Genomic DNA, 25,358 nt, shown 5'->3' with positions numbered 1-25,358 from the left:
CTCATCTGGTCGATGGTAGCAGTGAACTGCCCAGAGCCGCTGAATATGTCGGTATCTTCCGCAAAGAAGCAAAAGATCAGGCGGGCCATGAAGTGGTTCATATCCGGTCGGCGGGCGGGCTTCGCCCATTCGGGGTTATCTTTCAGCAGCTCTACATAAAGGCGGTTCAGGCGTCCCGTTGCTTTGATGTCGAACGAGCTTTCCCTGATCTGTTTGACGGTGGTGATACCTGCCAAGGGCAGGAAGAAACCAAAGTGATCGGGGAACTCGGTAAAGTTGCATGCGATGGGCGGCTCATCGCTAAACAGGTCTTCGGCCTGTAGCGTTTCGCCATCGGTGGCGAGGATGAATTTCGCCTTCGCTTGGGCCGTCTTCGGGCTTTCACGCAAAGCCCTCAGGGTCGCATTGACCTGACCAGCGGCACAGGTGGCAATATGGATGTTGTTGCGTTGAAGGACGCCGCCCGCAACGTCAGACGTGTTCGACGCGCCCGCCCGAAGGCGCTTGATGGTAGTGTCTTTGTTTCCGAAGGCGGCAAGGAACGCATACGGGAATTCGACTGGATCGAATGGCGCAATCGCAAGGTCGGATACGGCTTCTTCGATTTCGACAGCGTTCATGCGCCTAAGGGTTCCTTGTTACGTCAAATTCCGTGGCCTCCCTGATGGGGTTGTCTGCTGAATCGCCGACATTTTCGCCACCGCCATAGGTAGATCAGGGGGCGGAATTTGTCACCTAGAACCCGCTCCATGTATGCGGCTATCCACATTAGCGGGCATCCAATCGGCGGACGGTTGGCCTCTCGGGGAGAGGCTGGGTTCCAAGGGGCAGGCACGCCCTTTCGGTCGTCGCGGTGGGCGAAACCACCGTGCAGGGTCCAAGGGCGGCATACGCCTTGGTCGTGGTTCAGGGCGCGAATGCCCTGACGGTATCCAATCCGCGTAGGGTTGGGATATGGGGGGAGGAAGCGCAACGCGGCTCCGGTCGGGGAGAGAGAATTCTCCCCGATGGTGCGGAGCTGGCTCAATGCCAGTGACGCGCCACTGCTGGGGATGGAACGGGGGCGCAGCGCCCCTTCCCAAGATAGGCGTGGTAGTACCACGCACATCTTGCGGTCAGCGTAAGCCCGTTCTTTCTTGCTTTTGAACTGAGCCTTTCGCTTCCTGCCTTATGGGGCTTCGGCGTCCCCAACGGGCATTGCCAACGTGTAGCTGGTGCTTCTTCCTCCTGCTTCACTGCGGACAAGGATGCCGCGTTTCACAAGGTCGTCGATGTCGCGGGCGGCTGTGTCCTGCGAGCATTTCGCCAGCTTCGCCCACTTGGAAGAGGTGAGCTTGCCCTCGAAGCCGTCCAGCAATCTGTTGATGACAAGGCGCTGTCTTTCGCTGATGGGTTGCCCCTTGATGGCATCCCACAGGCGCGCTTTTTCCATGACTGAGGCGAGCGTTTCCTCGGCCCGGTCAATAGCGCGCTCGAGGCATTCCAGAAACCATCGCAGCCATCCTGTCACGTCGAGGCCACCCTTTTGCGTGGCCTCCAGCATGTCGTAGTAGCGATTGCGCTCGGCCCTGATCTGGGACGACATGCTGTAAAATCTTTGCTGGCTTTGCTCGGAACGGGCCAGATAGAGGTCGGCAATGGCACGGGCTATCCGCCCGTTTCCGTCTTCGAATGGGTGGATAGTCACAAACCATAGATGGGCAAGGCCTGCTTTGATGACGGGATCAATCCCGGCATCGCGTTCCATCCATTCGAGAAGCGCCGCCATTTCGTCGGGTAGGCGCGGCGCGGCTGGAGCTTCATAATGAACCCGCTCGCGTCCGATGGGGCCAGATACAACCTGCATCGCACCGTTGGCATCATCGCGCCATCCGCCGACGATGATCTTGGTCATGCCGCTTCGGCCAGTCGGGAAGAGGGAAGCGTGCCAAGCGAAGAGGCGTTCCTCTGTTAGCGACTCGCTATAATTCTGCGTGGCGTCTAGCATCATCTCGACGACACCCTCGACATTGCGCTCGGCTGGGACCAATCCGGCGATGTCCATGCCAAGGCGGCGCGCGATAGAGGATCGCACCTGTTCCTTATCCAGTTGCTCGCCTTCGATTTCGCTGGATTTCAGAACGTCTTCGGTGAGGGTATGGAGGACGGCTTCCTTGCGGAGCGAGAAGCCCAGACCTTCCATGCGGCCTATCAGTCGGCCTTGCCGATGGCGGACATTCGCTAGCGTTGCCGCCAGTTCATCGGCGTTCCATTCGAATTTCGGCCATTCGGGCCGCTCATGGATATATGTCATAATATCCGCACCTCTTGCGGAGATTATAGCCCATATTCTCCGCAAAGGGCAATTACATTCTCCGCATACGGTGCGGAGAATAGGGGCGACAATCTCCGCATGGCACAGGATAAGTTGTGATTTGCCCTATTGAGGCAGGTTGCGATGATATAGCCTCGTTCTCATGTCCGATGATCTTGATCTAAATACGACCTATCAAGCCATTCTCGCCGCAGCAAAAAGGCGGGAATTTTTAAGTTATGGCGACATCGCCAAAGCGCATGACGCCGAATGGTCCAAGGTCCGCTATGCGATGAACAGGCACCTCGAAGAATTGGTGCAGGAAGCTGCCGTGCGGGACTGGCCTCTTATCACCTCCATTGTCGTCGATAAGGACGGTTTGCGCACAGGACGCATGAAAGATGGGGCAATCGAGGGGTTCGTGAATGCGGCGAAGCGTCACGGGCGCAGTGTCACGTCTCCCGACACATTCGTGCAAGAGGAACAGCAGCGCACTTTCGATTGGGCGCAGACGGCACCAGCTGATCCCGCCTTTCCCGAGAAACCCCAGAAGAAAGCCAGCAAGGCGGCGGGTCCGAAATTCGTACGGTATTTTCCCGTTGTTCTCGACGCGCTCCGCGCTCTTGGCGGATCGGCGGAAGCAAAGGAAGTTTATGCGGGCGTGCTCGACCGTGCCGAAGTGCCTGACGAGGAACTTCATGGGCAGACCAAGGGCGGGCAATCCAAATTCGAGAACAAGGTCGGCTGGGCGCGTTTTTACCTCACCAAAGCAGGCTTGCTGGACAGCAAGAAGCGCGGCGTGTGGGCACTGACCACGGAGGGGCGTGAAACTTACCTCGACCATGACGCGGCACTCGCCTTGTTCAAGGACGTGCAATCGCGCTTCAAGGTCAAAAACGGCAGCGATGATGCCGATGACGACACACCCGCACCCCATGTCACCGACGACAGCGACCTTTTCGGCGATCCGAACAGGCGCTTTTGGTTTGTCGGTGCGGTCTGGGGGGACGGGACGGAAGACCAGACGGACAGGTTTGTCGAAGAAGGTATCTGGCAGAACGGCTACGACGACAAATTCTCGGACCATGTGAGCCGTATGCAGGTGGGCGACCGCATCGCGATCAAGGCCTCCTACACCCAGAAATACAACCTGCCCTTCGATAGTCAGGGGCAGGTCGTTTCCTGTATGCGGATCAAGGCCATCGGGACCATCACCGAAACCTCCAAAGATGCAAAGAGCGTCAAGGTGGATTGGGAAAAGCTCGATCCGCCCAAGGAGTGGTTCTTCTACACCTACCGCGTCACCGTCGTGGAAGCGGATGCTTCCGATGATCTGGCTCGCCGCCTCATTCAGTTCACCTTCGGCGATCACAAGCAGGACTACGCATTCTGGCTGCGGGTGCCATACTTCGCGAAGAAGTATCGGCCCCAGACGACCGCAACGCTCGAACCGTTTTTCGAGGACGGCGACGAGGACATCGAGGTCGAGGGGGATGAAGCTGCATTCGAGACCTACGACCTTGCCAGTATCGTGACGGATGGCTGCTTTCTGGAAGATGCCGAACTCGGCGATGCGCTGGAACGCTTGAAGCAGAAGAAGAACCTGATCCTGCAAGGTCCGCCTGGCACAGGCAAAACGTGGCTGGCTAAGAGGCTGGGCTACGCACTCATTGGAACCCGCGACGGCAAGGTCACGAAAAAGCGCGTACGGTCGATCCAGTTTCACCCCTCGCTATCGTATGAAGATTTCGTGCGCGGATGGCGGCCTGACGGAAACGGCCAACTGTCACTCGTTGACGGGCTGTTTCTGGAAGCGGTCGAGGCCGCAAGAGCCGAGCGTGACCGCCCGTTTGTCGTGGTCATCGAGGAAATCAATCGGGGCAACCCCGCGCAGATTTTCGGCGAGATGCTGACGCTTTTGGAGCGCGACAAGCGGAACAAGGAAGAGGCCATCGAGCTGGCCTACAGGCAGGTGCAGGGAGAGCGGGTCTTCATCCCCGACAATCTCTATGTGATCGGCACGATGAACATCGCGGATCGCTCGCTCGCCCTTGTCGATCTTGCACTTCGCCGCCGATTTGCCTTCGTCACCCTTGAGCCGCGATTGAATGACCGTTGGAAATCATGGTGCGGCGAACAGGCCGGAATTGACGATGATGCGGTTGCCCTGATCCAGAGGCTTTTCGGGGAACTGAACGACGAGATCGCCGGCGACCGCTCGCTCGGACCGCAATTCCGTATCGGTCACAGCTATGTAACACCTGCGAAGGCGGAGAAGATCGACAATCCGCGTGAATGGTTGCGGCAAATTATCTCGACCGAGATCGCGCCGCTGCTCGAAGAATATTGGTACGACAATCCCGACCGCGCCAGAAAGCTCACGGGGCGGCTGCTGGACGCGCTGTGATGCTGGATGCGGCGCTCGACATTCCCGATGCGGACGCGGACGAGAGCCTTGTCGGCAAAATTCCGATCAGGAATGTCTGGCTGCTCTTTCTCTACGCGTCGGGATTAGCCCAGTTTTCCGAGCGCTTCGAGGCCGAAGTCGAGGAATCTCCCGACCTCAAATCCCTGATTGCACGCCTGCTGTGTTTTGCGGTCGAGAAGCGGCTGCGGCGCAACCTTAGCTTCGGCTATCGCCGTCGCAATGAGGTGTTGAAGCGCATTCGCGGCAGGATCGACATCCTAAAGACGGTATCCGAAGACCTATTTCGGCGGGGCGAAGTCGCCTGCCGCTTCGATGAGCTGACCATCGACACTCCCCGAAACAGGTTGGTGCGTGCAGCCCTCGCCAGACTGTCGTCGATAATCCTCGATGATGCCGATCTTTCCCATCATTGCCGCACGCTGGCGAATGATCTCGGGCGCGTCGGCGTGTCAGGCAAGGAACCGACACGCTCGGAAATGGCCGCAGACCAAATCGCCCGCCACGAAGGCGATGACCGTCTCATGGTCTCTCTGGCCCGCGCCGTGTTCGATCTCGTGCTGCCTATGGAAGCGGTGGGATCGCGGAGCATCCCGAAAGCGCAGCGGGAGGAAGCCAAGTTTCGGAAACTGTTCGAGAAGGCCATTAGCAACTTCTTTGCGAGCGAATTGTCGCGCGACGACGGTTGGAGGGTTTATCCGGGCAAACAATTTAGTTGGCCCATCACATCGTCATCCCGTGGTTTTTCAACCTTTATGCCGATCATGATTACCGACATCATTCTTGAGAACGAGCAAGTTGGGCGACGAATAATCATCGATACCAAATTTACGGGTATTCTAGCTAAATCGAAATTTGAAACCGAACGATTTAAGACGGGCCACCTTTATCAGCTATATACTTACCTTCGCAGCCAAGAAAAAATAAATGACCCGCTTTCGGAAAATTGTGAAGGCTGGTTAATTTACCCTTCTATGGGAATAAACATTGACGAGACCGCAAAAATCCAAGGGCACAATCTGAGAATGGTGACAATTGACCTATCACTTCCGAGTGACGATATTATCAGAAATCTTCAGAGGCTACCATTCATTAGTCGTTTGTTGCAAAATGACGATGTTGGATCATAGGCGAATGTCCTCCCGCCAACTCTATTCCCCCGCTTAATTCTATACTGAGTGCGAGGTCGTCCTCCTTCATTAAAAGGAGGCAGTGAGATGATGATCGAAGTGACCAAGGTTGGCGATCTCACCTTCGAAATTCGGTTTGATGAAAGCGTCCGTGAAGACCTGACCCTGATCGCGGGATGGGGAACAGAAGAATGGGCTATCGGACGCATTCTCTCTGACATTCTGCTGGGCAACGGCATCGAAGATGATGATGACTTCGTGGAACGCCACTATCCCGAAATGCTCAATTACGACCCGGAAAGCGACGGTGATCTGGATGGCGAAATTCCATTCTAATCGCCTATCCCCCCGAACGGTTCTGATCGGACCTTATCGCTTCGTGAAGCCGCAGAGTTCCTGCGGCTTCATTTGCATAGGAGGCGATTTTGCAAATCAATCCGCCCGAACTCCCGTCGATTAAGCCTGTTGGCGAAACCAATCCCCCTCCAAAGATGTCCGCGCCATCGCCATCACCGCGTGCCGAATTTCAAGGTCCACGGCACATGCGGCGGATCATGACTGCACTGGCGAGTGGCGGGCTGATCCTCGTCGCTGGCGTGGCACTCGGGGAGCTGGCCTTGCGGCCCGGCATCCGCCCAACGGACATTCTCGCAACCATCGAAGCCCGGACGGAAACGGGCATCTTCAATCAGAAGATGGGCGTAGCTCCGGGCGAGATGACTCTGACCGAAGATCAGTACCGCGCGAAGATCGCGGAAGCCGAACGCACTGGGCAGGCCAAGGCAGAAATCGCCTTTCAGCGTGAACTGGCCGACGTGCAGGCCGACAAGGAAATCCTCGTCGGTGCGTATCAGACGCTTTACCAGCGAACGAACGTGATAGCGCAGGAAGGCCTCCGCATGGAAAACTTAGCGCAACAGTTTCGCCAACAATTGCTCCAGCAGACGAATGGCGGTCGCGCGACGGTCATTGCCGTTTACGATATGCTTTGCGCCATCGGCGATCAGCAATCCTGCGAGAAGGCGCGTCAGGCTCGCGCAGGTATGATCCAAGAAGCATCCGAACTGACGCAGGGTGATCTGGCAAAGAAGATCAATAACCTGATGGCAGGCGTTCCCGATCCTGCGACGCTCGTGGTGAACACTCGCGGCAACGGCTCGCGCGCCTCTCCGCGCTAACAACCCAAATCCCCCAAGCCTCCATCCGGCGCATCGCAAGATGTGCCGGATTTTTATTGGGAGTGTGTCTGTGTCGATCTTCTCCGATTTTCCACGCGGGGTTCCCGACGATCCGTCTCGGCAATCCCTGCTCGGGACGGCGAAGTGGTCACAGACTTCAACCGCTTGGCGCGAAGGCCTGTTCTGGCTCGGGCGCGGCGATCACGGGCAGGCGGTCGGCAATGGCGATGACCGTCATATCGTCACGGTAGCTGGAAGCCGATCCGGTAAGGGGCGATCTGCGATTATTCCTAACCTGTTCCTGTGGCCGGGCAGTTGCGTCGTGAGCGACCCAAAGGGCGAGAATGCGACGCGAACCGCCGTGATCCGCGCAAAGCGGGAAGGTCATCGCGTGGCGGTGATCGATCCCCATCATAGCGCCGATGTGCCGGATAGCCTGCGCATGAGCTTCAATCCGCTCGACCTTATCGACGCTGAGAACGATGACGCTATCGACATCGCCGCCGCCATCGGTGACGCGGTGATGGTCGGCGGCGAAGACGGCAAAGATATTCACTGGGTCGAAAGCGCCCGGCAGATATTCGAGGCTGTGCTACTCCATGTCGCCACAAGCGAATATGGCGCGCGCCGCTCGCTTGTTCGTGTCCGGAAGTTGCTCACCATCGGCGATCCTGAATATGCCGATCAGCTCTATGCGGAGCGCGTCGCGGAAAAAGGTGACAAGGCCGTTGAGGTTTCGCCGTTCGATGCGCTGTGGATTCAGATGTCCAGTTCCATCGCGGCAAATCGCGCCGTCCGCGATGTGATCGCAGGGGCCGCAAACTCGGTTCGCGACATGGGCGAGAATGAGCGAGGCAGCGTTCTATCGACTGCGCGGCGCAATACCAAATTCATAGACAGCCCGTGGCTCCAATCTTGCCTCGATGGATCAAGCGGCAATCACCTCGACATCGACGAGCTGAAATCCGCCAAAGGAGGCTTGTCCGTTTATCTGTGTTTGCCCGCACGCTTCATTCCAACCCATGCAAGGTTTCTGCGCCTGATGCTGAACCTCATGCTCTACCGGATGGAAGCGCAAGGGCTGGAACAGCCGCAATGCGGCCATCCGGTTCTGTTCGTCCTCGATGAATTTGCCGCGCTCGGTCGGCTGGAAGTGATCGAGAAAGCGGCGGGGCTTATGGCCGGGTACGGCGTGAAGCTCTGGCCGATCTTGCAGGATTTGGGGCAGCTCAAGCGGCACTACAAGGAGTCATGGGAAACCTTTCTCGGCAATGCCGGGATTTTGCAGTTCTTCGCCAATGCCGATCTGACGACGCTCGAATGGCTGTCAAAGCGCATGGGGCAGATTGAGCTGATCCGCGAAACGCGCGGCACGTCATCGGCAACGACGACGCAGATTTCGAAAAGTCAGGGACGCACGGAAACGGCGGGCTGGTCGGAATCGAACGGCACTTCGCAGGGGCAATCTGAAATGCCGGACCTCTCGCGCCTAGCGGCGCGCGATGGCGGTTCGGGCCTGTTGCCGTTTATCGCACGCTCCGGCGCAAGCGGCACGGGGCATAGCGAAGGAGTCACCAATCAAAAGGGCGTCTCAGGCGGCGAGAGCATCCAGCACGGCGATAGCAGTTCATCGGGCAGCAGCACGACTGAAACCGCAAATGAGGGCATCCACCGGACGGCGTTGCTCAACCCCGACGAAATCGCTCGGCTGTTCGACCGAAAAACGGGACGGCAGATTGTATTTCTGGACAGCGAACCCGTCGCGCTCTGGCGAACGAATTGGGATCAGGACGCGGCGTTTAGCGCCATCCGACAATCCCCCGGCCAAGAAATTGCATGATCTCGCGATGGGCGCGAAACTCTGCCTTGAACTCCTTGGGTGTGTAGGTTCGACAGGTGACGGGCTTGTTCGCCCGTCGCATCGTGATCGGATAGGCGCTCGAAAGCGTGCCGCTCGCGCCGACCAATAAAGTACCATCGCCACGTGAATAGCCGCCTGTCTTCGGATCAAGGGGCAGGCTCGACATGATGAAGATGAACGGCGCGCCCGTTTCCCTCAAGCGCCCCTGAAAGAGAATGCAGGATTGATAGGGAATAGCGAAGCCATCCACATGCTCTTCGGCTTGCTCGTCATCGTCGTTAATGAAAGCCATGTCGATGGTGAAGCGCGAAGGGTCGTCATCGAAGCCACATTTCATCGACATCACCATGATCTCGTCTAGGCTGACGAAAGAGGGTCGATAAACGGCATAGTCGCCCCGCAAAAGTCTGAGGGCATTCAGGTCGAGAGACTTTTGCGTCGGCGTCAGAAATCGGTTCAGCGATGGCGCAACCGCGTTTGGCACGTCGGGGTGATAGTCCGGCATCGTCTTCCATAGCGGCTCTATGGCGTGGCGCTGCTTCTCGAAAAACCAATCCCATGCTGCGGGCGGCAAATCGGGTTCATTGGATTTGTAGGTGGCATCGCGGGTGACAAACCTATGCCACTTCCGGCGATCCAGACTGACGCCCCGGAAGCCCTCAAGATTTGCGGCTCTCTCACGCGACCAAGCTTCGATCTGCTCGGCTTGCGCTTTGAGCGATAAATATGGCTGCAACTCTTTGGCTGCGGCTTTCAGGACAGCGATGGAACGCGGAGTGCCGTCGAAGAGCGGGATGTCATTTGCCTGATCCATGTCGCAGATATGTCGCGGCATGTGTCAGACCTGTCAACCCGAAGTCGCCAATGATTCTGTGACGCGCCTGTCACACCAAAATCGCTGAAAACCGCCCGATTTTCCAGCATCTTCCTTTTGTTAGCAAACAGTGAGGAGAAGCAAAATGGAGACGTGTCGCACCTGCCTGTTTTTGAAGGTCGCCTGTGTTTGCGCGACTAGCGCTAACGACAATAATCCCTTCGATCTGGGATTCATTCGGTTGCCGTTCGATGCCGTCCTCGCCCAGCCCTCGGCTTATCATCGCCTTTCGATGGCCTATCGCCCGAAGGGATTGTCCCGGCGCTCGGTTCTCGATCACCTGAATCATGTCTTCACGGAGTTCGAAGGCATTGCCATTGACGAGAAGGGGCGCTGCATCAATGTGGCGGAGATTGATGTCGATGAAATCTTCCGCACCGATGCTGACCCATCCGAACGCTGGCTTTCTGATTTTCTGAGGGCCGGGATGGCGATGCCGAAGCGCGTTGCGCAAGGTCGGGTAGTGCCTCGGCTGAAACTTCTCTGGCTGGCGCTTGCCATTACCAATCCCGCACAAGCCGCATTGGTCATCCGGTAACAGACAGGGCCGCGTGGCTCACGCGGCCCGATTGTCGTTTAATTGCATATCAATCGATGGTTGTGGTAATATTATTACATAAGCGTTTCGACGCAAAATGTATATTCGGGCATCGGGGAGACATGAGGCCCACAGGAATTTAAGCGAATGCGCTTGGGGAGAGTAATCCCCCCGACCGTCACACAGGCATCTGTAGATCGGACTGACCTTGCTCATTCGAGAGCCGCCAATGGCGGCGGGACAGTCATTTGATGAAGATGCTATCGCCGGACGAAATGCAGGAACTGCGCGCAGATATTGCGGCGCTCGGCCTGCCGGATGGCAGGCAGGAAGAACTGATCCGGCTCATCGACAACATCATCATTTCCATCATCGATCAGGAATTTGGCTGGAGTCCGGTCCAAATCTCGCTTTCTGCGAGGGCAAACCGGGCTTTTTCGGCCTCTGACTCTTGCGGCGGAGTCCTTGCATCCGGTACATTTGGGGAAGTTGACGCCGAAGTCGATGGCGTAACGAAACCCGAACGATCAGCGGATCAATTTGCGCCATGACCAGAAAAACAAACCAGAAAGCCGTCATCTACTGTCGCGTCAGCACCAAGAAGCAAGCCCGTGAAGGTAATGGCTTGGATTCACAGGAAACGCGCTGCCGCGAATACGCTGGCTATCGTGGTCATCAGGTCGTGCAGGTATTCAGCGATGATATGTCCGGCTCGCTCTCCGGGCGTCCGGGGATGATTGCCATGCTGGCGTTTCTCAAAAAGCACCGCAAAGATAATGTGGTCGTCATCATCGACGACATCAGCCGTCTGGCGCGCGGGATCGAGGCGCACCTGAAACTCCGCGCCGACATTGCGGGCGCGGGCGGGATGCTGGAATCTCCGTCCATCGAGTTTGGCACGGACTCCGATAGTCTGCTGGTGGAGCATCTGCTTGCAAGCGTCTCGCAGCATCAGCGTCAGAAGAATGGCGAACAGGCCAAGAATAGAATGAAGGCTCGTCTTCAGAACGGGTTCTGGGTGTTCAATGCGCCCTTCGGTTATCGCTACCAAAAAGCTTCCGGCGGCGGCAGTGTTATTATTCGTGATGAACCACTCGCATCTATTATTGCGGAAGGGATCGAAGGCTATGCCAGCGGACGCTTCAATTCACGGGCTGAGGTGAAGCGGTTCTTCGAAGATCATGCAGAGTTTCCGCTTTGCCGTCATGGCTTCCTGACAAATGAACAGGTGAACCGCATTCTCACGCGCCCAATCTATGCCGGGTATATCGAGAGTAAGGAAATGGGCGTGTCGCTCCGCAAGGGGCAGCACGAAGGCCTTGTGTCACTTGAAACCTTTGAGCGGGTTCAGGAGCGCCTGACTGGAAAGGTCTATGCACCTGTCCGGCAGGACATCAATGTTGCGTTTCCCATGCGCGGCTTTGCCGCCTGCGGCTGCTGTCATCATCCGATGACAGCCAATTTCTCGACAGGTCGCCACGGCAAAAAATTCCCGTACTACGTTTGTCGTCACCGGGGCTGCGAGAAATTCGGCAAGTCGGTAGCCCGCGCGAAGATCGAAGACGCATTTGAAGAGTTGCTTCGCGCGCTCGTGCCAAGCCAAGAGCTTTTCACTCTCGTCTCCAAGCTGTTCCGCAAACGCTGGGATGAGGCGGAGGCCAAGGTGAAAGAGACTCGCGCTTCGATGAAGCTGGAGATTGCCGCGATTGAAAAGAAGGTCGCTCACTTTCTGGATCGCATCGTTGAATCCGACAGCGCAACCGTGATCGGTGCGTATGAGCGCAAGGTTGAAGAACTGGAGCGTCAGAAGCTCGCGATGGTCGAAAAGACCAATCGCTGCGGCACAGTCGCGCGAGGCTATGACGAAACTTTTCGAACCGCTTTTGAATTCCTCGGAAACCCTTGGAAACTATGGGAAACCGGGAGTTTTGAAGACAAGCGTATTGTCCAAAAATTGGTTCTGGCCACTCATTTGGAATACGACTGGAATGAGGGTGTTCGAACCCCTGAATTGTCTTTGCCGTTCAAGATGTTGGGGACGGATTTCGACCGTGAAAAGGTAATGGCGGAAGAGGTGGGATTCGAACCCACGGATAGGTTGCCCCATCGACGGTTTTCAAGACCGTTGCCTTAAACCACTCGGCCACTCTTCCATGCAGGATTGCTGCTGCGGGCAACGCGCATAGCGCAAAGCTGACAGCATGCAAGAGCGCTCGTTGCACTGTGGACAGATTGGGACGGAGTGCAGCCGGCATGCGGTGACTGTCCACGGATGATGCCGCCGGGGCATTTGCATCGGCGCTGCATTGTGCAAGATTTGGCGGCGATGACTTTTTCCTCGAAGCTTCGTTTTCTGCGCCTTCCCATCCTTGCCGCAGCCGCGACTGCCGCGCCGATCGTGCCGGTGCACGCGCAGGCCGTCGTCCAGAGCGCCGCCGCTCAGGGGTTTGACGCCTATTTGCAGTCGGTCGCCGCGCGGGCTCGGCGCGAAGGTGTCAGCGACCCGACGATCGCGAAGGTGTTAACCGGCTTGACGCCCAATCAGCGTGTCGTCGACCTCGACAGCGCACAGCCCAACCGCAGCAGCTCACCGCCGCCGATCGCCCCCTACATCGCGCAGCACGTCGGCCCGAGCATCATCGCGCGCGGCAGGGACCGCTACGCGCAGAATGCCTCGATCCTGCCCGCAATCGAACAGCGTTACGGCGTGCCGGCCAAGATGCTGTTCGCGATCTGGGGCCATGAGACCAATTTCGGCAGCTATGTCGGTGATTTCGATCTGGCGCGTTCGCTGGCAACGCTTGCCTGGGAAGGGCGACGGCGGCAGCTGTTCGAGAACGAGTTGATCGCACTGATGAAGATGGTCGATCAGGGGGTGCCTACCTACAAGCTCAAGGGAAGCTGGGCAGGGGCCTTTGGCTATCCGCAGTTCCTTCCCAGCGTCTACCTGCGCCTTGCTGCAGACGGCGACGGCAATGGTACGCGTGACATCTTTTCCAGCCCGGCCGACACACTGGCGTCGATCGCGAACTATTTTCGTGATGCGGGCTGGCGGCCTGGCCAACCCTGGGGCGTGCGCGCGTCGCTCCCAGCGGGTTTTTCGGCCAGCAGCTATGCGACCAAACTGTCGGCGCCGACCTGTGCTGCCGTCCACGCCCGGCATGGCCAGTGGAAGAGCGTGGCGGAATGGCGGGCGCTTGGCGTGACGCCGCTAGGGCCGATTGGGGATCAGGTGCAGGCCTCGCTCTTCCAGCCCGACGGTCCTGGAACTTCGGCCTATCTGTTAACCGGGAATTATCGGGTCATCCTCCAGTACAACTGCTCGAACTACTACGCCTTGTCGGTGGGGTTGCTTGCAGATGAGATTGCCCGTTAACCATGCGCTGCCGCTTGCGGCGCTGATTGTCCTCGTTACCTCGCCGCTCGCGGCGAAAGAGCGCAGGGCGCCCGTCGCCGCACCCGCGGCAAGCGGCCCTGCTGCCGACTATCCAGTGGTAGTGGGCGAACCGTTCACGGTCGCTGGAACGACCTGGACGCCGGCCGACCAGCTTAATTACGACGCCGTAGGCTATGCCACGACGGGGGAGGGAACGGGCGTGACTGCCGCGCACAAGACGCTGCCCCTGCCAAGCTATGCTGAAGTGACGGCGCTGGGCACCGGCCGCACCATCCTTGTACGCATCGAGCGCAGGGGCCCCATGGTCAACGACAGCCTCGTCGAACTCTCCGGCGATGCCGCTGCCCAACTTGGTGTCACGCCAGGCTCGCACACGCCCATCCGGATCCGGCGTGTCAACCCGCCCGAGGCGGAGCGGGCCCTGCTGCGCAGCGGCGCGCGCGCGCCGGAACGCATGGCCACGCCCGAAGGCCTGCTTGGAGTGCTTCGCCGCAAGCTTGCCGAGCAGTCACCGTTGCTACCGCCGCCTTCGACGCCGCCCAGAATGCCGACGTCGCTGCCCCTGCCTCAGGATAGCCCCGTCAGTTCGCCCGCACCTACGCCAAAGCCAGCGCCAGGCGCGACGTCTGCCGCACCACAGCCCCCCATCCGCTCTGCGCCGCCAGCAGCGAAACCAACCGAAAAGCCGACTGCGAAACCGGCAGTGGTATCTCCTCCTTCCGCCAGCGCCCCCCGCAAGGATGGCGCTTTCGTGCAGGTCGGGGCATTTTCCGTCGAAGCCAACGCGCGAAAGGTGGCCGCGCAACTGGGCGGCTCCGTGAGCAAGGCGGGCAAGCTCTGGCGTGTCCGGCTCGGTCCATTCCAGGCGGACACGCAGGCTGCAGCCGCGCTGCGCAAGGCGCAATCGGCAGGCTACAAGGACGCCAGGATCCAGCGCGGGGACTGATCGCGGAGACGGATTGACTGGGCCAGGACCGGTCCGCTCCTTCGCAAACGGTGCACAAGCTGCCGCAGCGCTGGAGCGGTGGCACCGCGCGCGGTATAGCCACTCGCGAATCTCGCGCACCGGCCGATCGGACGGCGCGCCCCGCACCATCGCACCCCGCCACGAGGGCGCGCCGGGAGAAGTCGCGTCTTGAAGTTCTTTCCTAAGTCCGCCCGTTTCATCACCTCGGCACTGGCTATCGCGCTCGGGGTTCCTGCAAATGCGGCAATTCCGACGCCGCCTGCGGAATTGCAGGGCATTCCGGTCAGTCTGCTGGTCGATATCGGCTCGGGACAGGTACTCGTGCAGAACCATCCGGACATTCCATTCCTGCCGGCTTCCGTCACCAAGGTGATGACGGCATTCGTGGCTTTCGAGGAAATCGACGCGGGGCGCCTGCCGCTCGACCGCCGCTTTTCGGTGCGCCCGGAAACCGCACGGGAATGGTTTGCCAAAGGCACTTCGATGTACCTGACCGAAAAGGACCAGCCAACCACGACCGACCTCCTTCACGGCATCATGACAGCGTCCGCCAATGACGGCGCGATCGTGCTTGCCCAAGGCTACGCCGGCAGTATTCCCGCGTGGACGGCAAAGATGAATGACGCCGCGCGCCGCCTCGGGATGTCGCGCAGCCACTACAATACGCCCAATGGCTGGATGGACGAGGGCCACACTTACGTCACCGCCAGCGATCTTGTTCGCCTTGCCGACGCGATGATCACCCGCCATCCGGCGCTCTATCGCGAATTCTCGGGGGTAAAGCACTACATGTGGCGCGACGTCGCCATGCGCAGCCATGACCCGACAGTAGGGGTGGTTCCCGGTGCCGACGGTATCAAGACCGGTTACACGCGCGAGGCAGGGTACAACTTCCTGGGCACCGCAGAACGCGATGGCCGCCGTCTGGTGATGGTGCTGGCGGCATCGCCCTTGCCCAAGCAGCGCGATGCCGCAGCGCGGGCCTTGCTTGAATGGGGCTTCTCGGCGTGGACGCCTCGGCACCTGTTCGATCAGGGTCAGCCTGTCGCGCAGGCCGAAGTGCAGGGCGGCACCGACCGCTCGGTGCCGCTGGTCGCCAACCGCGAGGTTCATGCGACCCAGCCCACCGGTGACAATCGCAAGGTTACGCTCGCCGTCCATTACAAGGGGCCGCTGGTGGCACCGATCCGTAAGGGGGACGAAGTCGGAAGCCTCGAAATCAAGGTTGACGGTCTCGCGCCCGGCCGCGTCCCTCTTTACGCGGGGCGCGACGTTGCCGTGGGCGGTCCGCTGGACAGGCTCTGGAACGGCCTTATCAGTCTCTTCGCATGAAACCGGGACGATTCATTGCGCTGGAAGGCGGGGAAGGGGCTGGAAAGTCCACGCAGGCGCGGCTGATTGCCGATGCCCTGCGAGCACGCGGGCTCGAAGTGGTGACCACGCGGGAGCCGGGCGGAACGCGCGGTGCCGAGGCGATCCGCAACTTGCTGCTGCACGCCGAAGGCGATGGCTGGGGCGCACGCGCCGAGGCACTGCTGTTCGCAGCCGCCCGCGCCGACCATGTCGAGAAGCTGATCCGTCCGGCGCTCGCCCGCGGAGCCTGGGTTATCTGCGATCGCTATCTCGATTCCAGCCGCGCCTACCAGGGCGGCGGCGGCGGGCTGTCGGACGCGGATCTGCGCACTTTGCATGCCATCGGCAGCGAAGGCCTGCTGCCGGACCTCACCCTGCTCATCGAAGTGTCGCCGGAAGTAGCCCGCACCCGCGTGTCCCTCCGCGACGTCGATGGAAGCGATCACATCGGCGGCCGTGAAGCGGCCTATCACGCGCGCGTCAACGCCGCATTTGTCCGGTTTGCGGAGGAGGAGCCGATGCGCTTCGTTCGCGTTGACGGTAATGGATCGCCGGAACAGACACGGGCGCTTGCCATGCAGGCGCTGGAGGTGCTGCTGCCCGAAAGTCCCGGGGCGTGAGCGAGGTGCTGCCATTCGTCGGCCAGCGCGAGGCATGGCACGAGTGGCTTGCTGCCATAGGCTCGGAGCGCATGCATCACGCCTGGCTACTCGCCGGGCAACGCGGGCTCGGCAAACGGGCCTTCGCGCGTGAAGCGGCGGCGGAACTGGTTCGCCAGCCCGGCCACCCGCGCCCGGATCACGCCACCCACCCGGATATTCACATCCTCGAGGCATTGCCCGCGAACGACGACGAGGCCAAGAAGAAGGCTGAGGGCAAGCCCTGGCAGGCCAAGCGCAGCATCTCCGTGGACCAGGTTCGCGAGATGATCCGTCGCCTCGCCACCAAGCCCACGTTGGGCGAGCGCCGCGCCATCGTCATCGATCCTGCCGACGAACTGGAGAAAAGCGCGGTCAACGCCTTGCTCAAGGCCTTGGAGGAACCGCCGGCGGGAACGTTTTTCCTGCTGGTTACGCACCAGCCGGGGCGGCTGCTACCCACTGTCCGATCCCGCTGCCGGGTCCTGCGTTTTTCGGCGCTCAGCGAAGCCGAACTCGATGAAGTGATCCGGCGGGAACTGCCGGAATCGGATGCCTCGATCCGCCGCACCGCCATCGAGGCCGCGCAGGGATCGCCCGGTGTTGCACTGAGCTTTGTCGAGCATGACCTCGCCGGGATCCATCACTTGATGCTGAGGATCCTCCACGAAGGAGATCGCGATTACCACCTTCGCGGGGCACTCGCCGACGAGATGGGGGCAAGGCCTCCGCGCGGCCGTCAGTTGGCGACGCTCGAACTGGCCCGCACGGTGGTGGCGGGAGAACTGGCTGCGGCTTCGCGCCCCCGGCAACTCGCGCTAATCGAGGCCCATGGCACGCTCATGCAGATTTCCGCACAGGCACCGACCTACAATTTCGATGCCGGCCTTCTCGTAATGGAAATTGGCGGCTTGCTGGCATCGGCCGCGATGCCTAGAGAGGCGGCTCGCCCGTAAACTCCAGCAAGGAATTGCGACGCCGCATGGCCGAGCCTTATTACGTCACCACCGCCATTTCCTACCCCAACGGCAAGCCGCATATCGGTCATGCCTACGAGGCCATTGCCGCCGACGTCATCGCCCGCCACCGCAAGGCGGAAGGCTTCGACGTGCGGTTCCAGACCGGCACCGACGAGCACGGCCTGAAGATGGCGCAAAAGGCACGTGACCTCGGCATCACGCCGGCACAGCTAGCGACGGAAATGTCGCAGCATTTCATTGATATGTGCGCTGCTCTTAACATCGAATACGATGTCTTCATCCGCACCACCGAAGCACGCCATCACGAAGCGACGCAGGAATTGTGGCGCCGGATGGAAGCGAACGGCGACCTCTATCTCGACCGGTATGAAGGCTGGTACTCGGTTCGCGACGAAGCCTATTATGACGAATCCGAACTGGTCGCAGGGGAAGGGGGCGCCAAGCTCTCCCCACAAGGCACGCCGGTGGAATGGACCGTCGAGGAATCGTGGTTCTTCCGCCTGTCGAAGTACCAGGACAAACTGCTCGAGCTTTACAATTCGAGCGACTTCATCCGTCCCGACACCCGCCGCAACGAGATCCAGCGCTTCGTCGAAGGCGGCCTGCGCGATCTTTCGGTTTCGCGTACCAGCTTCGACTGGGGCATCAAGGTGCCGGGCAGCGACAACCATGTCATGTACGTCTGGGTCGATGCGCTGACGAACTACCTCACCGGCCTCGGTTTCCCGGATGAAAGCGGCGACTACGCCAAGTTCTGGCCGGCAGACCTGCACCTGATCGGCAAGGACATCGTCCGCTTCCATACGGTTTATTGGCCGGCGTTCCTGATGAGCGCAGGCCTTCCGCTTCCCAAGCAGGTCTACGGCCACGGCTTCCTGCTCAATCGCGGCCAGAAGGAATCGAAGTCGCTCGGCAACGTGACCGATCCGATCGGCCTTGCCGAAACCTTCGGCGTCGATGCTGTACGCTATTTCCTGCTGCGCGAAGTGGCCTTCGGTCAGGACGGCTCCTGGTCGCCAGAAGCGATTGTCACGCGAGCCAATGCCGAACTCGCCAATAGCTTCGGCAACCTTGCCCAGCGCAGTCTTTCCATGATTTTCAAGAACTTGGATGGCGAAATCAAGGTGGGCTTCGAGGAATCTGAAGCGGACAAGGCGCTGTTTGCCGCTGTCGCCGAGGGTATTGCCGGCCTGCGCAAGAGCTTCACCGATCTTGCCTTCAGCGACGGCCTCGAAGCCTGGATGCGCGCCGTCTTCGCCTGCAACCAATATGTCGACGAGCAAGCGCCCTGGACGCTGCGCAAGACCGACCCCGCGCGCATGGAAGTTGTGCTCATGACCTTGTTCCGCGTCGTGCGCGATCTCGCCATCGCGGTGCGTCCGGTCGTGCCCAACTCGATCGACAAGTTGCTTGACCAGATGGGTATCGCCACGGAAGCTCGTGGCTACGCGTCGCTGGCCGATGCGGACTGGTTTACCGCGCTTGCCGCAAGGGGCTTCAAGGTGGAAAAGCCGGAAGGCGTGTTCCCCCGCCTCGAATTGCCCGAGGGTACGGAAGCAACGGCTTGATGTTTATAGATTCGCATTGCCATCTTGAATACGAAGGCCTGGTCGAGGATCAGCAGGGCGTGCTGGATCGCGCCCGCGCTGCCGGGATCAAGGGGTTCCTCAACATCTCGACGCGGCAGAGCGAATGGGATCGCGTGGTCGGTACGGCCGCGCGTATCCCGGACGTATGGGCTTCGGTCGGCATTCATCCCCATGAAGCCGACCAGCATGCCGATCTGGGCGAAGCTGCACTGCTCGAAGCAACACGGCACCCCAAGGTGATCGGCATCGGCGAAACCGGGCTCGACTATTATTACGACAAGTCCGACCGGGACGTGCAGCAGGCGCTGTTCCGCACGCATATCCAGGTCGGGCGGACCACCGGCCTGCCGCTGATCATCCATACGCGCGATGCGGAGGACGACACCTTCCGCATTCTCGAGGAGGAAATGGGGAAGGGCGCCTTCCCGGCACTGATCCACTGCTTTACGGCTAGCGCTGATTTCGGCCGCAAGGTGCTGGGCCTCGGCCTCACAATCTCGATCTCCGGTATCGTGACTTTCAAGAACGCCGCTGATTTACAGGAGGTTGTTAAGACGATTCCTGAAGATCGGCTACTGGTCGAAACGGACTCTCCTTTCCTTGCGCCGGTCCCGCATCGCGGCAAACGCTGCGAGCCTGCCTATACGGCCGACACCGCGCGTTTCGTCGCGAACCTGCGAGGCGTGAGCGAGCAGGAACTGTCAGAAGTTACGTCGCGCAACTTCTTTGCGCTGTTCACCAAGGCCGATCGAAAGGCCGTGTCGTGAAAGTGGTGATGCTTGGTAGCGGAACCTCGACGGGGGTCCCGCGCCTCGGCGGCGAATTCGGAGCCGATTGGGGGCTTTGCGACCCAAACGAGCCTAAAAATCGCCGAACCCGCGTATCGATCCTACTGGAAAGCGATGCCGGAAGCCGCATTCTCGTCGACACGTCGACCGACTTGCGCGCGCAGCTTCTGGCCAACGACATCCACCGCATCGATGCGGTTTTCTGGACCCATGATCATGCGGACCATTGCCATGGCATCGATGACATGCGTCCGCTGCGCTATGGGCGCGCAGGCCCTATACCCGGCTTTGCCAACTCCGAAACGGTCCGGCGCCTCCGGCAGCGCTTCGGGTATGTCTTTGCAGGCCAGTTCGGCTATCCAACCCTGATTAGCCTCGACAACCTTGATACCATGCGCCTGTGCGAAGGTTTCCGTGTTGATCACGTGCAAATGCCGCACGGACCGGCGGAATCCACCGCATTTAGGTTCGATTGCGACGGTAAATCAGTGTGTTACGCGACAGATTTCAGCGAAATTACCGGGGGAATGGTTGACCTCTGTTATGGCGCGGACCTGCTCGTGGTCGACTGCCTTCGCCGCGAACCGCATCCCACGCACGCACATCTTGGTATGGCGTTGGAACTGGCGTCGGTCTGCCGGGTGGGCAAGGCGGTTCTGACACATCTCGACAAGTCGATGGACTACGCAACGCTTTCCGCCGAAGTGCCGGACAATGTCTCGGTAGGTTATGATGGAATGGTGATCGAACCGTGATCAACAGCGCAACGATCGCAGGCATCATTTCCGTGATCGGTGCGCTGATCCTGGTATCCAGCCATTCCCGCTTTCGGGAGCTTGGCTTTGCCAAGGGCCTCAAGATGGCGCTGATCTGGGCACTCATAATCATTACGTTGACGTTGGTGATCGAGACCTTTGGCGTGCGGCTAAAGGGATGACTTCGAATAGTGGCGATCACAAATTTAACATAATACATATTATCAACCTATCTTGCCGCAGGTGATCATGACCCCGTACCACCACCAGATCGATCGTCTTCTGGGCATCATGGCGCGGCTGCGCGATCCGGTTTCAGGCTGTGAATGGGACCGCGAGCAGGATTTCGCGACGATCGCACCCTACACGATCGAAGAAGCCTACGAGGTCGCCGACGCCATTGCGCGCGAAGACATGGTCGATCTGCGCGGAGAACTCGGCGACCTGCTGCTTCAGGTCGTTTTTCACGCCCGCATGGCCGAAGAACTGGGCCACTTCGCGTTTGGCGATGTCGCTGCCGCAATCTCGGACAAGCTGGAATCGCGCCATCCTCACATCTTTGGTGAAGAGACCTCGGGTGATGCCCAGACCGAGCGTTGGGAAAAGCTGAAAGCCAAGGAACGCGCGAACAAGGGTGAAACGAGCGCGGTCGACGGCGTGGCTATCTCCCTGCCGGCGTTGATGCGGGCCGAGAAGCTCCAGAAGCGCGCCGCCCGCGTCGGTTTCGATTGGCCCGATCCCAGCGGTGCCGCGGAAAAGGTTACCGAAGAAATGGCCGAACTCGCAGAGGCCGGCGAGGCAGACCGCCTGGAGGAAGCCGGCGACCTGCTTTTTGCTGCCGTCAACTTGGTCCGCCTCAATGGTATCGCCCCCGAAGACGCCCTGCGCGCAGCCAATGCCAAGTTCGAGCGCCGCTTCCGGTCCATGGAGGCCTTTGCCGCCCGGGATGGACTGGATTTCGCGGCGCTCTCGCTCGATGAACAGGAGGCTTACTGGCAGGCGGTCAAGCGGTCAGAGCGCGCTGAAACGGCCTAGCTCGCGGTCGGCAAGGCGTACCTGCACCCGCAGCAGAGGCCCCTGCTCGTTTTCGCCAGCATCTTCTTCGGACACGACGTCACCACGCGCATGCAGGAATGCCAGGCGCTGGCCGTCTGCCGCAGGAATGACAAAGCTGTAGAGCTTTGCATCCTCGGTGAGAGACAAGCCCACCGTTTCCAGCAACGCGTCGCATCCCATGCCGGTGAGCGCGGAAATCGGCACGATCGTCTCGCCAACGCGGTGTGCAATCACCTCACGCAGCTCTTCGGCCTGTTCAGGCCCGAGAAGATCCCACTTGTTCCACACCTCGATCATCGGGATCGCGGGCTCGGCCTCCCCTGCTCCGTCTTCGTTCTCGCCACTGCCAAGCACTCCGAGGTCGGCCAGTACGTCCAGCACTTGCCGCTTCTGTGCCTCGGTGTCGGGGTTGGCGATGTCACGGACGTGCAGGATAAGATCGGCGGCCGTCACTTCCTCCAGGGTCGCACGGAAGGCCGCGACAAGCTGGGTAGGAAGGTCGGAAATGAAGCCGACGGTATCCGAGAGGATCGCCTTTTCGACGCCGGGCAATCGAATGGCCCGCATCGTCGGATCCAGCGTGGCGAACAGGAGATCCTGCGCCATCACCTGAGCGCCCGTCAAATAATTGAAAAGGGTCGATTTCCCTGCGTTCGTATAGCCCACAAGCGCGACAATCGGCCAAGGTGCCTTTTCACGCCGGTCGCGGTGCAGGCCGCGTGTCCGGCGGACTTGCTCCAGTTCACGGCGGATCTTGCCCATGCGATCGCGGATCATGCGGCGGTCCGCCTCGATCTGCGTTTCGCCGGGGCCGCCAAGGAAGCCGAAACCGCCGCGCTGACGTTCAAGGTGAGTCCAGCTGCGCACAAGGCGACCAGCCTGGTAATCGAGGTGCGCCAGTTCGACCTGGAGGCGACCTTCCGCGGTCGCGGCGCGTTCACCGAAGATCTCCAGGATCAGTCCGGTACGGTCGATGACCTTGCGCTTGAGCTTTTCCTCGAGATTGCGCTGCTGGATCGCCGACAGTGAGCCGTCGACGATTATCAGTTCTGCCTCGTTCAGCTCGCAGGCGACGCCGATGTTCTGGATCTGGCCTTCGCCGAAGAGCGTGCCGGCGCGCGGCTCGCGGATGGGAATTGCCATGGCTTCGGCCACGACAAGGCCGATCGCGAGGGCGAGCCCTTTCGCTTCTTCAAGACGGGCTTCGGTATCGAGGTCTCCACGACCCCGCATTTGCGGATAGACGACAAGGGCACGCGCGCCGCGCGTGACCTCGCCCTTGAGTTCGTCGTTCAAATCGGTTCAGCTTTGCTCGTCAGTCTTCGTCGATTTCTTCATGCGCCTGAAGGTCGACCGGAGTCACGGGCTGAATCGTCGAAACCGCATGCTTGTAGGCCAGCTGAACGTAGCCTTCGCGCTCCAGCAGCATGCAAAACAGGTCGTAAGCGGCAACACGGCCCTGGAGCATGACGCCATTGATCAGGAACATCGTGACCTGAACACCGGCGTTACGGATGCTGGACAGAAAGACATCCTGAAGAACACGCGTCTTCTTGGTGCTTTCAGCGCCGTTGGAAAACTGACGCGCGTCGATCGGCGTCGAGGGCATGATCGTCGAGATCGCATGCTTGTAGACAAGCTGCGACTGACCGTCACGACGCAGGAGAATCGAGAAATTGTCGAACCAGGTCACGATGCCCTGGAGCTTCACGCCCTTCACGAGGAACATCGTGACCGGCGTCTTGTTCTTGCGAAGGAGGTTCAGGAACTGGTCCTGGAGGTTCTGCCCCTTGCTCGCCGAAGTGCCGGCGGCAACCGGAGGCGACGCGGGGTTTTCTTCCGCAGGCGGGGGGGTGGGACGAGGACGCGCGGTCAGCGTGCGGCCAGCCATGTTCATGCTCCTTTTTTTGGCGGCCGCTTATGCGGTCCGCGATCTGGCCCTGCCCTGATGGCAATGGCCGTTCTCGAATCAAAATCTACCGTCTTGCTGCAATGCAGTAAACGCGAAAAATGTAGCAAGACGATGACAGATGCTGAGAGAAGCTCCGAATCCCCGAGGTTTCCGCCGTTTTGGATGCCTCAGATTTCCTCATCGTCAGGTTCGCCCTCGCGCCGTTCGGCCATACCGAGCAGCTTGAGTTTGCGATGCAGGGCCGAACGCTCCATGCCGATGAACGATGCCGTCTTCGAGATATTGCCCGAGAAACGGCGAATCTGAAGCCTCAGATATTCGCGCTCGAAGGTTTCCCGCGCTTCACGCAGCGGTGCGCTCATCATCACCGAAATTCCGGCCTCACCGCCGGTGCGATTGGCGAAGATCTCGGGCGGCAGCATGTCCACCTCGATCCGGGCCAGCTTTTCGCGCGGTGCCATGATGACGGTTCGTTCGACCACGTTGCGAAGCTGGCGGACATTGCCCGGCCATTCATAAGCCTGCAGCGCGGTCATTGCCTCGGCGCTGACCTGCGGCGGCGCAATCCCCTGTTCGTTCGCGTAGCGTGCGAAGAAATGATCGATCAGCGATGGAATGTCATCGCGCCGTTCGCGCAGAGCGGGAATGGTGACTGGCACCACGTTGAGGCGATAGAAAAGATCCTCGCGGAAGCGCCGTTCGGCAATTTCCTTTTCGAGATCACGCGAAGTGGAGGAGACCACCCGCACATCCACGCGGATCTGGCGGGTGCCGCCAACACGGACAAACGCCTGATCGGTCAACACCCGCAAGATGCGGGCCTGAGTCGATAGCGGCATGTCGGCCACTTCGTCGAAATAGAGTGTCCCGCCGTCGGCCATCTCCAGCAGGCCCGGGCGCACGAGTGCCCCTTCGCTTTCCTCGCCGAACAACTCCTGTTCGAAGCGTTCAGGCGTGATACGCGCCGAATTTACGCTGACGAAAGCGCTGCTTGCGCGCGCACTCCAGGCATGGAGCAGCCGCGCGGCCACTTCCTTGCCCGATCCTGCGGGGCCCGTGATCAACAGGCGGCTGCCGGTATTGGCGACTCTCTTCAGCGTCGCGCGGACCTGGTTGATGACGCCGCTGGATCCGGTGAACTCCTCGCCACTGGTGAAATCCGAGCGCAACTGCGCATTTTCGCGGCGCAGGCGCTCCGTTTCGGTTGCGCGCTCGACGAGGTGCAGCAGCTTTTCGGCCTCGAACGGCTTTTCGATAAAGTCCACGGCGCCGCGACTGATGGCCGCAACCGCGGTATCGATATTGCCGTGGCCGGAAAAGATGATCACCGGCAGCCCCGGCTCACGCGCCTTGATCGCGTCGAGTACTTCGAGCCCGTCCATCGGGCTCCCATGGAGCCACACGTCCAGCAGGACCAGCGAAGGGCGGCGCGCATCGACCGCGGCCAGCGCAGCGCCGCTGTCCCCTGCTGTGCGGCATTCATAGCCTTCGTCGCTCAACACGCCCGCAACCAGTTCGCGGATGTCGCGCTCGTCATCGACAATCAGAATTTCGAGGGCCATGGCATTGTCTTCATCTGGAGGAATATGGAGAGCGGTCGAAAGAGCGCTGGAGGCCTTGTTGG

23 protein-coding genes, 1 tRNA gene and 1 pseudogene are annotated in these 25,358 nt (G+C 60.0%); 18 read left to right on the top strand and 7 right to left on the bottom strand.

Translation table 11 applies throughout. The features are described 5' to 3' along the window. On the bottom strand, positions 1-620 hold a 620-nt coding region (locus OKA11_RS11225), incomplete at its 3' end, for a type IIL restriction-modification enzyme MmeI (RefSeq protein WP_323748319.1). Positions 621-1,168: 548 nt separating this feature from the next. Next, the gene (locus OKA11_RS11220) at positions 1,169-2,293 is read right to left on the bottom strand and encodes a Fic family protein (RefSeq protein WP_048577847.1); all 1,125 of its coding nucleotides are present in this window, start codon (positions 2,291-2,293) and stop codon (positions 1,169-1,171) included. 163 nt (positions 2,294-2,456) lie between these two features. On the opposite strand from OKA11_RS11220, the gene OKA11_RS11215 reads away from it, so the two are divergent. From OKA11_RS11215 to OKA11_RS11195, 5 genes are all read left to right on the top strand, one after another. Further along, positions 2,457-4,700, top strand: coding sequence for an AAA family ATPase (locus OKA11_RS11215; protein WP_267220242.1), 2,244 nt, complete (start codon positions 2,457-2,459; stop codon positions 4,698-4,700). Continuing rightward, a complete protein-coding gene (gene mcrC / locus OKA11_RS11210; protein WP_267220266.1) occupies positions 4,700-5,848 on the top strand; it encodes a 5-methylcytosine-specific restriction endonuclease system specificity protein McrC in 1,149 nt (382 codons plus the stop codon). Before OKA11_RS11215 ends, mcrC begins: the two co-directional genes overlap by 1 nt. A gap of 87 nt (positions 5,849-5,935) precedes the next feature. After that, positions 5,936-6,184, top strand: a complete 249-nt coding sequence (locus tag OKA11_RS11205) for a hypothetical protein (protein WP_048577845.1) — start codon at positions 5,936-5,938, stop codon at positions 6,182-6,184. Positions 6,185-6,402: 218 nt separating this feature from the next. Further along, positions 6,403-7,026 carry a hypothetical protein gene (locus OKA11_RS11200; protein WP_267220241.1) on the top strand — a complete coding sequence of 208 codons (624 nt, stop codon included), beginning with the start codon at positions 6,403-6,405 and terminating at the stop codon, positions 7,024-7,026. Positions 7,027-7,096: 70 nt separating this feature from the next. Then, on the top strand, positions 7,097-8,866 hold the full coding sequence (locus OKA11_RS11195) for a type IV secretory system conjugative DNA transfer family protein (protein ID WP_267220240.1): 1,770 nt from the start codon (positions 7,097-7,099) through the stop codon (positions 8,864-8,866). Here the strand turns inward: OKA11_RS11195 and OKA11_RS11190 are convergent. Next, a complete protein-coding gene (locus tag OKA11_RS11190) occupies positions 8,826-9,722 on the bottom strand; it encodes a hypothetical protein (protein ID WP_267220239.1) in 897 nt (298 codons plus the stop codon). The two genes, OKA11_RS11195 and OKA11_RS11190, sit on opposite strands and share 41 nt — an antisense overlap. A 124-nt stretch (positions 9,723-9,846) precedes the next feature. Here OKA11_RS11190 and OKA11_RS11185 point away from each other — a divergent pair, with 124 nt between their 5' ends. From OKA11_RS11185 to OKA11_RS24675, 3 genes and pseudogenes are all read left to right on the top strand, one after another. After that, the gene (locus OKA11_RS11185) at positions 9,847-10,299 is read left to right on the top strand and encodes a hypothetical protein (protein ID WP_267220238.1); all 453 of its coding nucleotides are present in this window, start codon (positions 9,847-9,849) and stop codon (positions 10,297-10,299) included. 251 nt (positions 10,300-10,550) lie between these two features. Next, positions 10,551-10,850 (top strand): hypothetical protein, encoded by a 300-nt coding sequence (locus tag OKA11_RS11180; protein WP_267220237.1) that lies wholly within the window; start codon positions 10,551-10,553, stop codon positions 10,848-10,850. Next, a pseudogene (locus OKA11_RS24675) lies at positions 10,847-11,824 on the top strand (recombinase family protein); the annotation flags it as partial. The gene OKA11_RS11180 and the pseudogene OKA11_RS24675, both read left to right, overlap by 4 nt. A gap of 538 nt (positions 11,825-12,362) precedes the next feature. On the opposite strand, the gene OKA11_RS11165 reads toward OKA11_RS24675, so the two are convergent. Then, positions 12,363-12,452: transfer RNA gene (locus tag OKA11_RS11165), tRNA-Ser, on the bottom strand. A 173-nt stretch (positions 12,453-12,625) separates the two neighbouring features. Between OKA11_RS11165 and OKA11_RS11160 the strand changes: the two genes are divergently transcribed. From OKA11_RS11160 to mazG, 10 genes are all read left to right on the top strand, one after another. Continuing rightward, entirely contained in the window at positions 12,626-13,675 is a 1,050-nt protein-coding gene (locus tag OKA11_RS11160; RefSeq protein ID WP_267220235.1) for a lytic murein transglycosylase, read from the top strand. After that, on the top strand, positions 13,659-14,642 hold the full coding sequence (locus OKA11_RS11155; RefSeq protein WP_267220234.1) for an SPOR domain-containing protein: 984 nt from the start codon (positions 13,659-13,661) through the stop codon (positions 14,640-14,642). The genes OKA11_RS11160 and OKA11_RS11155 overlap by 17 nt, the downstream gene beginning before the upstream one ends. A gap of 189 nt (positions 14,643-14,831) precedes the next feature. Beyond that, positions 14,832-15,995 carry a D-alanyl-D-alanine carboxypeptidase family protein gene (locus OKA11_RS11150; protein WP_379489279.1) on the top strand — a complete coding sequence of 388 codons (1,164 nt, stop codon included), beginning with the start codon at positions 14,832-14,834 and terminating at the stop codon, positions 15,993-15,995. Next, on the top strand, positions 15,992-16,636 hold the full coding sequence (gene tmk / locus OKA11_RS11145) for a dTMP kinase (RefSeq protein ID WP_267220233.1): 645 nt from the start codon (positions 15,992-15,994) through the stop codon (positions 16,634-16,636). Before OKA11_RS11150 ends, tmk begins: the two co-directional genes overlap by 4 nt. Continuing rightward, positions 16,633-17,610 carry a DNA polymerase III subunit delta' gene (locus tag OKA11_RS11140; RefSeq protein WP_267220232.1) on the top strand — a complete coding sequence of 326 codons (978 nt, stop codon included), beginning with the start codon at positions 16,633-16,635 and terminating at the stop codon, positions 17,608-17,610. The genes tmk and OKA11_RS11140 overlap by 4 nt, the downstream gene beginning before the upstream one ends. A gap of 26 nt (positions 17,611-17,636) precedes the next feature. Further along, positions 17,637-19,202: a methionine--tRNA ligase gene (gene metG / locus OKA11_RS11135; RefSeq protein ID WP_267220231.1), complete on the top strand. Its 1,566-nt coding sequence runs from the start codon at positions 17,637-17,639 to the stop codon at positions 19,200-19,202. Then, positions 19,202-19,990: a TatD family hydrolase gene (locus OKA11_RS11130; protein ID WP_267220230.1), complete on the top strand. Its 789-nt coding sequence runs from the start codon at positions 19,202-19,204 to the stop codon at positions 19,988-19,990. The genes metG and OKA11_RS11130 overlap by 1 nt, the downstream gene beginning before the upstream one ends. Then, positions 19,987-20,766, top strand: a complete 780-nt coding sequence (locus OKA11_RS11125; RefSeq protein WP_267220229.1) for an MBL fold metallo-hydrolase — start codon at positions 19,987-19,989, stop codon at positions 20,764-20,766. Before OKA11_RS11130 ends, OKA11_RS11125 begins: the two co-directional genes overlap by 4 nt. Further along, positions 20,763-20,948: a hypothetical protein gene (locus OKA11_RS11120; RefSeq protein WP_267220228.1), complete on the top strand. Its 186-nt coding sequence runs from the start codon at positions 20,763-20,765 to the stop codon at positions 20,946-20,948. Before OKA11_RS11125 ends, OKA11_RS11120 begins: the two co-directional genes overlap by 4 nt. A gap of 67 nt (positions 20,949-21,015) precedes the next feature. Next, positions 21,016-21,801 carry a nucleoside triphosphate pyrophosphohydrolase gene (gene mazG, locus OKA11_RS11115; RefSeq protein ID WP_267220264.1) on the top strand — a complete coding sequence of 262 codons (786 nt, stop codon included), beginning with the start codon at positions 21,016-21,018 and terminating at the stop codon, positions 21,799-21,801. Here the strand turns inward: mazG and hflX are convergent. The 3 genes from hflX to ntrX form a co-directional block, all read right to left on the bottom strand. Continuing rightward, on the bottom strand, positions 21,778-23,118 hold the full coding sequence (gene hflX / locus OKA11_RS11110) for a GTPase HflX (RefSeq protein WP_267220227.1): 1,341 nt from the start codon (positions 23,116-23,118) through the stop codon (positions 21,778-21,780). The genes mazG and hflX overlap by 24 nt on opposite strands. Positions 23,119-23,137: 19 nt before the next feature. Then, positions 23,138-23,713 carry an RNA chaperone Hfq gene (gene hfq, locus OKA11_RS11105; protein WP_207078561.1) on the bottom strand — a complete coding sequence of 192 codons (576 nt, stop codon included), beginning with the start codon at positions 23,711-23,713 and terminating at the stop codon, positions 23,138-23,140. Positions 23,714-23,901: 188 nt separating this feature from the next. Further along, a complete protein-coding gene (gene ntrX / locus OKA11_RS11100) occupies positions 23,902-25,296 on the bottom strand; it encodes a nitrogen assimilation response regulator NtrX (RefSeq protein ID WP_142633750.1) in 1,395 nt (464 codons plus the stop codon). Positions 25,297-25,358 lie beyond the last annotated feature (62 nt).

The sequence above is a fragment of the Novosphingobium clariflavum genome (genome assembly GCF_026420865.1).
In the GTDB taxonomy this organism is placed as follows: Bacteria; Pseudomonadota; Alphaproteobacteria; order Sphingomonadales; family Sphingomonadaceae; genus Novosphingobium; species Novosphingobium clariflavum.
Note: the sequence above shows the minus strand (reverse complement) of the source record. Positions and strands in the feature narration are given on the sequence as shown.

What these genes read in the sequence shown, in the direction of transcription:
- OKA11_RS11220 (WP_048577847.1), bottom strand. Translation starts at nt 2,293, where the DNA reads ATGACATATATCCATGAGCGGCCCGAATGGCCGAAATTCGAATGGAAC.
- OKA11_RS11215 (WP_267220242.1), top strand. Translation starts at nt 2,457, where the DNA reads ATGTCCGATGATCTTGATCTAAATACGACCTATCAAGCCATTCTCGCC.
- mcrC (WP_267220266.1), top strand. Translation starts at nt 4,700, where the DNA reads ATGCTGGATGCGGCGCTCGACATTCCCGATGCGGACGCGGACGAGAGC.
- OKA11_RS11205 (WP_048577845.1), top strand. Translation starts at nt 5,936, where the DNA reads ATGATGATCGAAGTGACCAAGGTTGGCGATCTCACCTTCGAAATTCGG.
- OKA11_RS11200 (WP_267220241.1), top strand. Translation starts at nt 6,403, where the DNA reads ATGACTGCACTGGCGAGTGGCGGGCTGATCCTCGTCGCTGGCGTGGCA.
- OKA11_RS11190 (WP_267220239.1), bottom strand. Translation starts at nt 9,722, where the DNA reads ATGCCGCGACATATCTGCGACATGGATCAGGCAAATGACATCCCGCTC.
- OKA11_RS11185 (WP_267220238.1), top strand. Translation starts at nt 9,847, where the DNA reads ATGGAGACGTGTCGCACCTGCCTGTTTTTGAAGGTCGCCTGTGTTTGC.
- OKA11_RS11180 (WP_267220237.1), top strand. Translation starts at nt 10,551, where the DNA reads ATGAAGATGCTATCGCCGGACGAAATGCAGGAACTGCGCGCAGATATT.
- OKA11_RS11160 (WP_267220235.1), top strand. Translation starts at nt 12,626, where the DNA reads ATGACTTTTTCCTCGAAGCTTCGTTTTCTGCGCCTTCCCATCCTTGCC.
- OKA11_RS11155 (WP_267220234.1), top strand. Translation starts at nt 13,659, where the DNA reads ATGAGATTGCCCGTTAACCATGCGCTGCCGCTTGCGGCGCTGATTGTC.
- tmk (WP_267220233.1), top strand. Translation starts at nt 15,992, where the DNA reads ATGAAACCGGGACGATTCATTGCGCTGGAAGGCGGGGAAGGGGCTGGA.
- metG (WP_267220231.1), top strand. Translation starts at nt 17,637, where the DNA reads ATGGCCGAGCCTTATTACGTCACCACCGCCATTTCCTACCCCAACGGC.
- OKA11_RS11130 (WP_267220230.1), top strand. Translation starts at nt 19,202, where the DNA reads ATGTTTATAGATTCGCATTGCCATCTTGAATACGAAGGCCTGGTCGAG.
- mazG (WP_267220264.1), top strand. Translation starts at nt 21,016, where the DNA reads ATGACCCCGTACCACCACCAGATCGATCGTCTTCTGGGCATCATGGCG.
- hfq (WP_207078561.1), bottom strand. Translation starts at nt 23,713, where the DNA reads ATGGCTGGCCGCACGCTGACCGCGCGTCCTCGTCCCACCCCCCCGCCT.
- ntrX (WP_142633750.1), bottom strand. Translation starts at nt 25,296, where the DNA reads ATGGCCCTCGAAATTCTGATTGTCGATGACGAGCGCGACATCCGCGAA.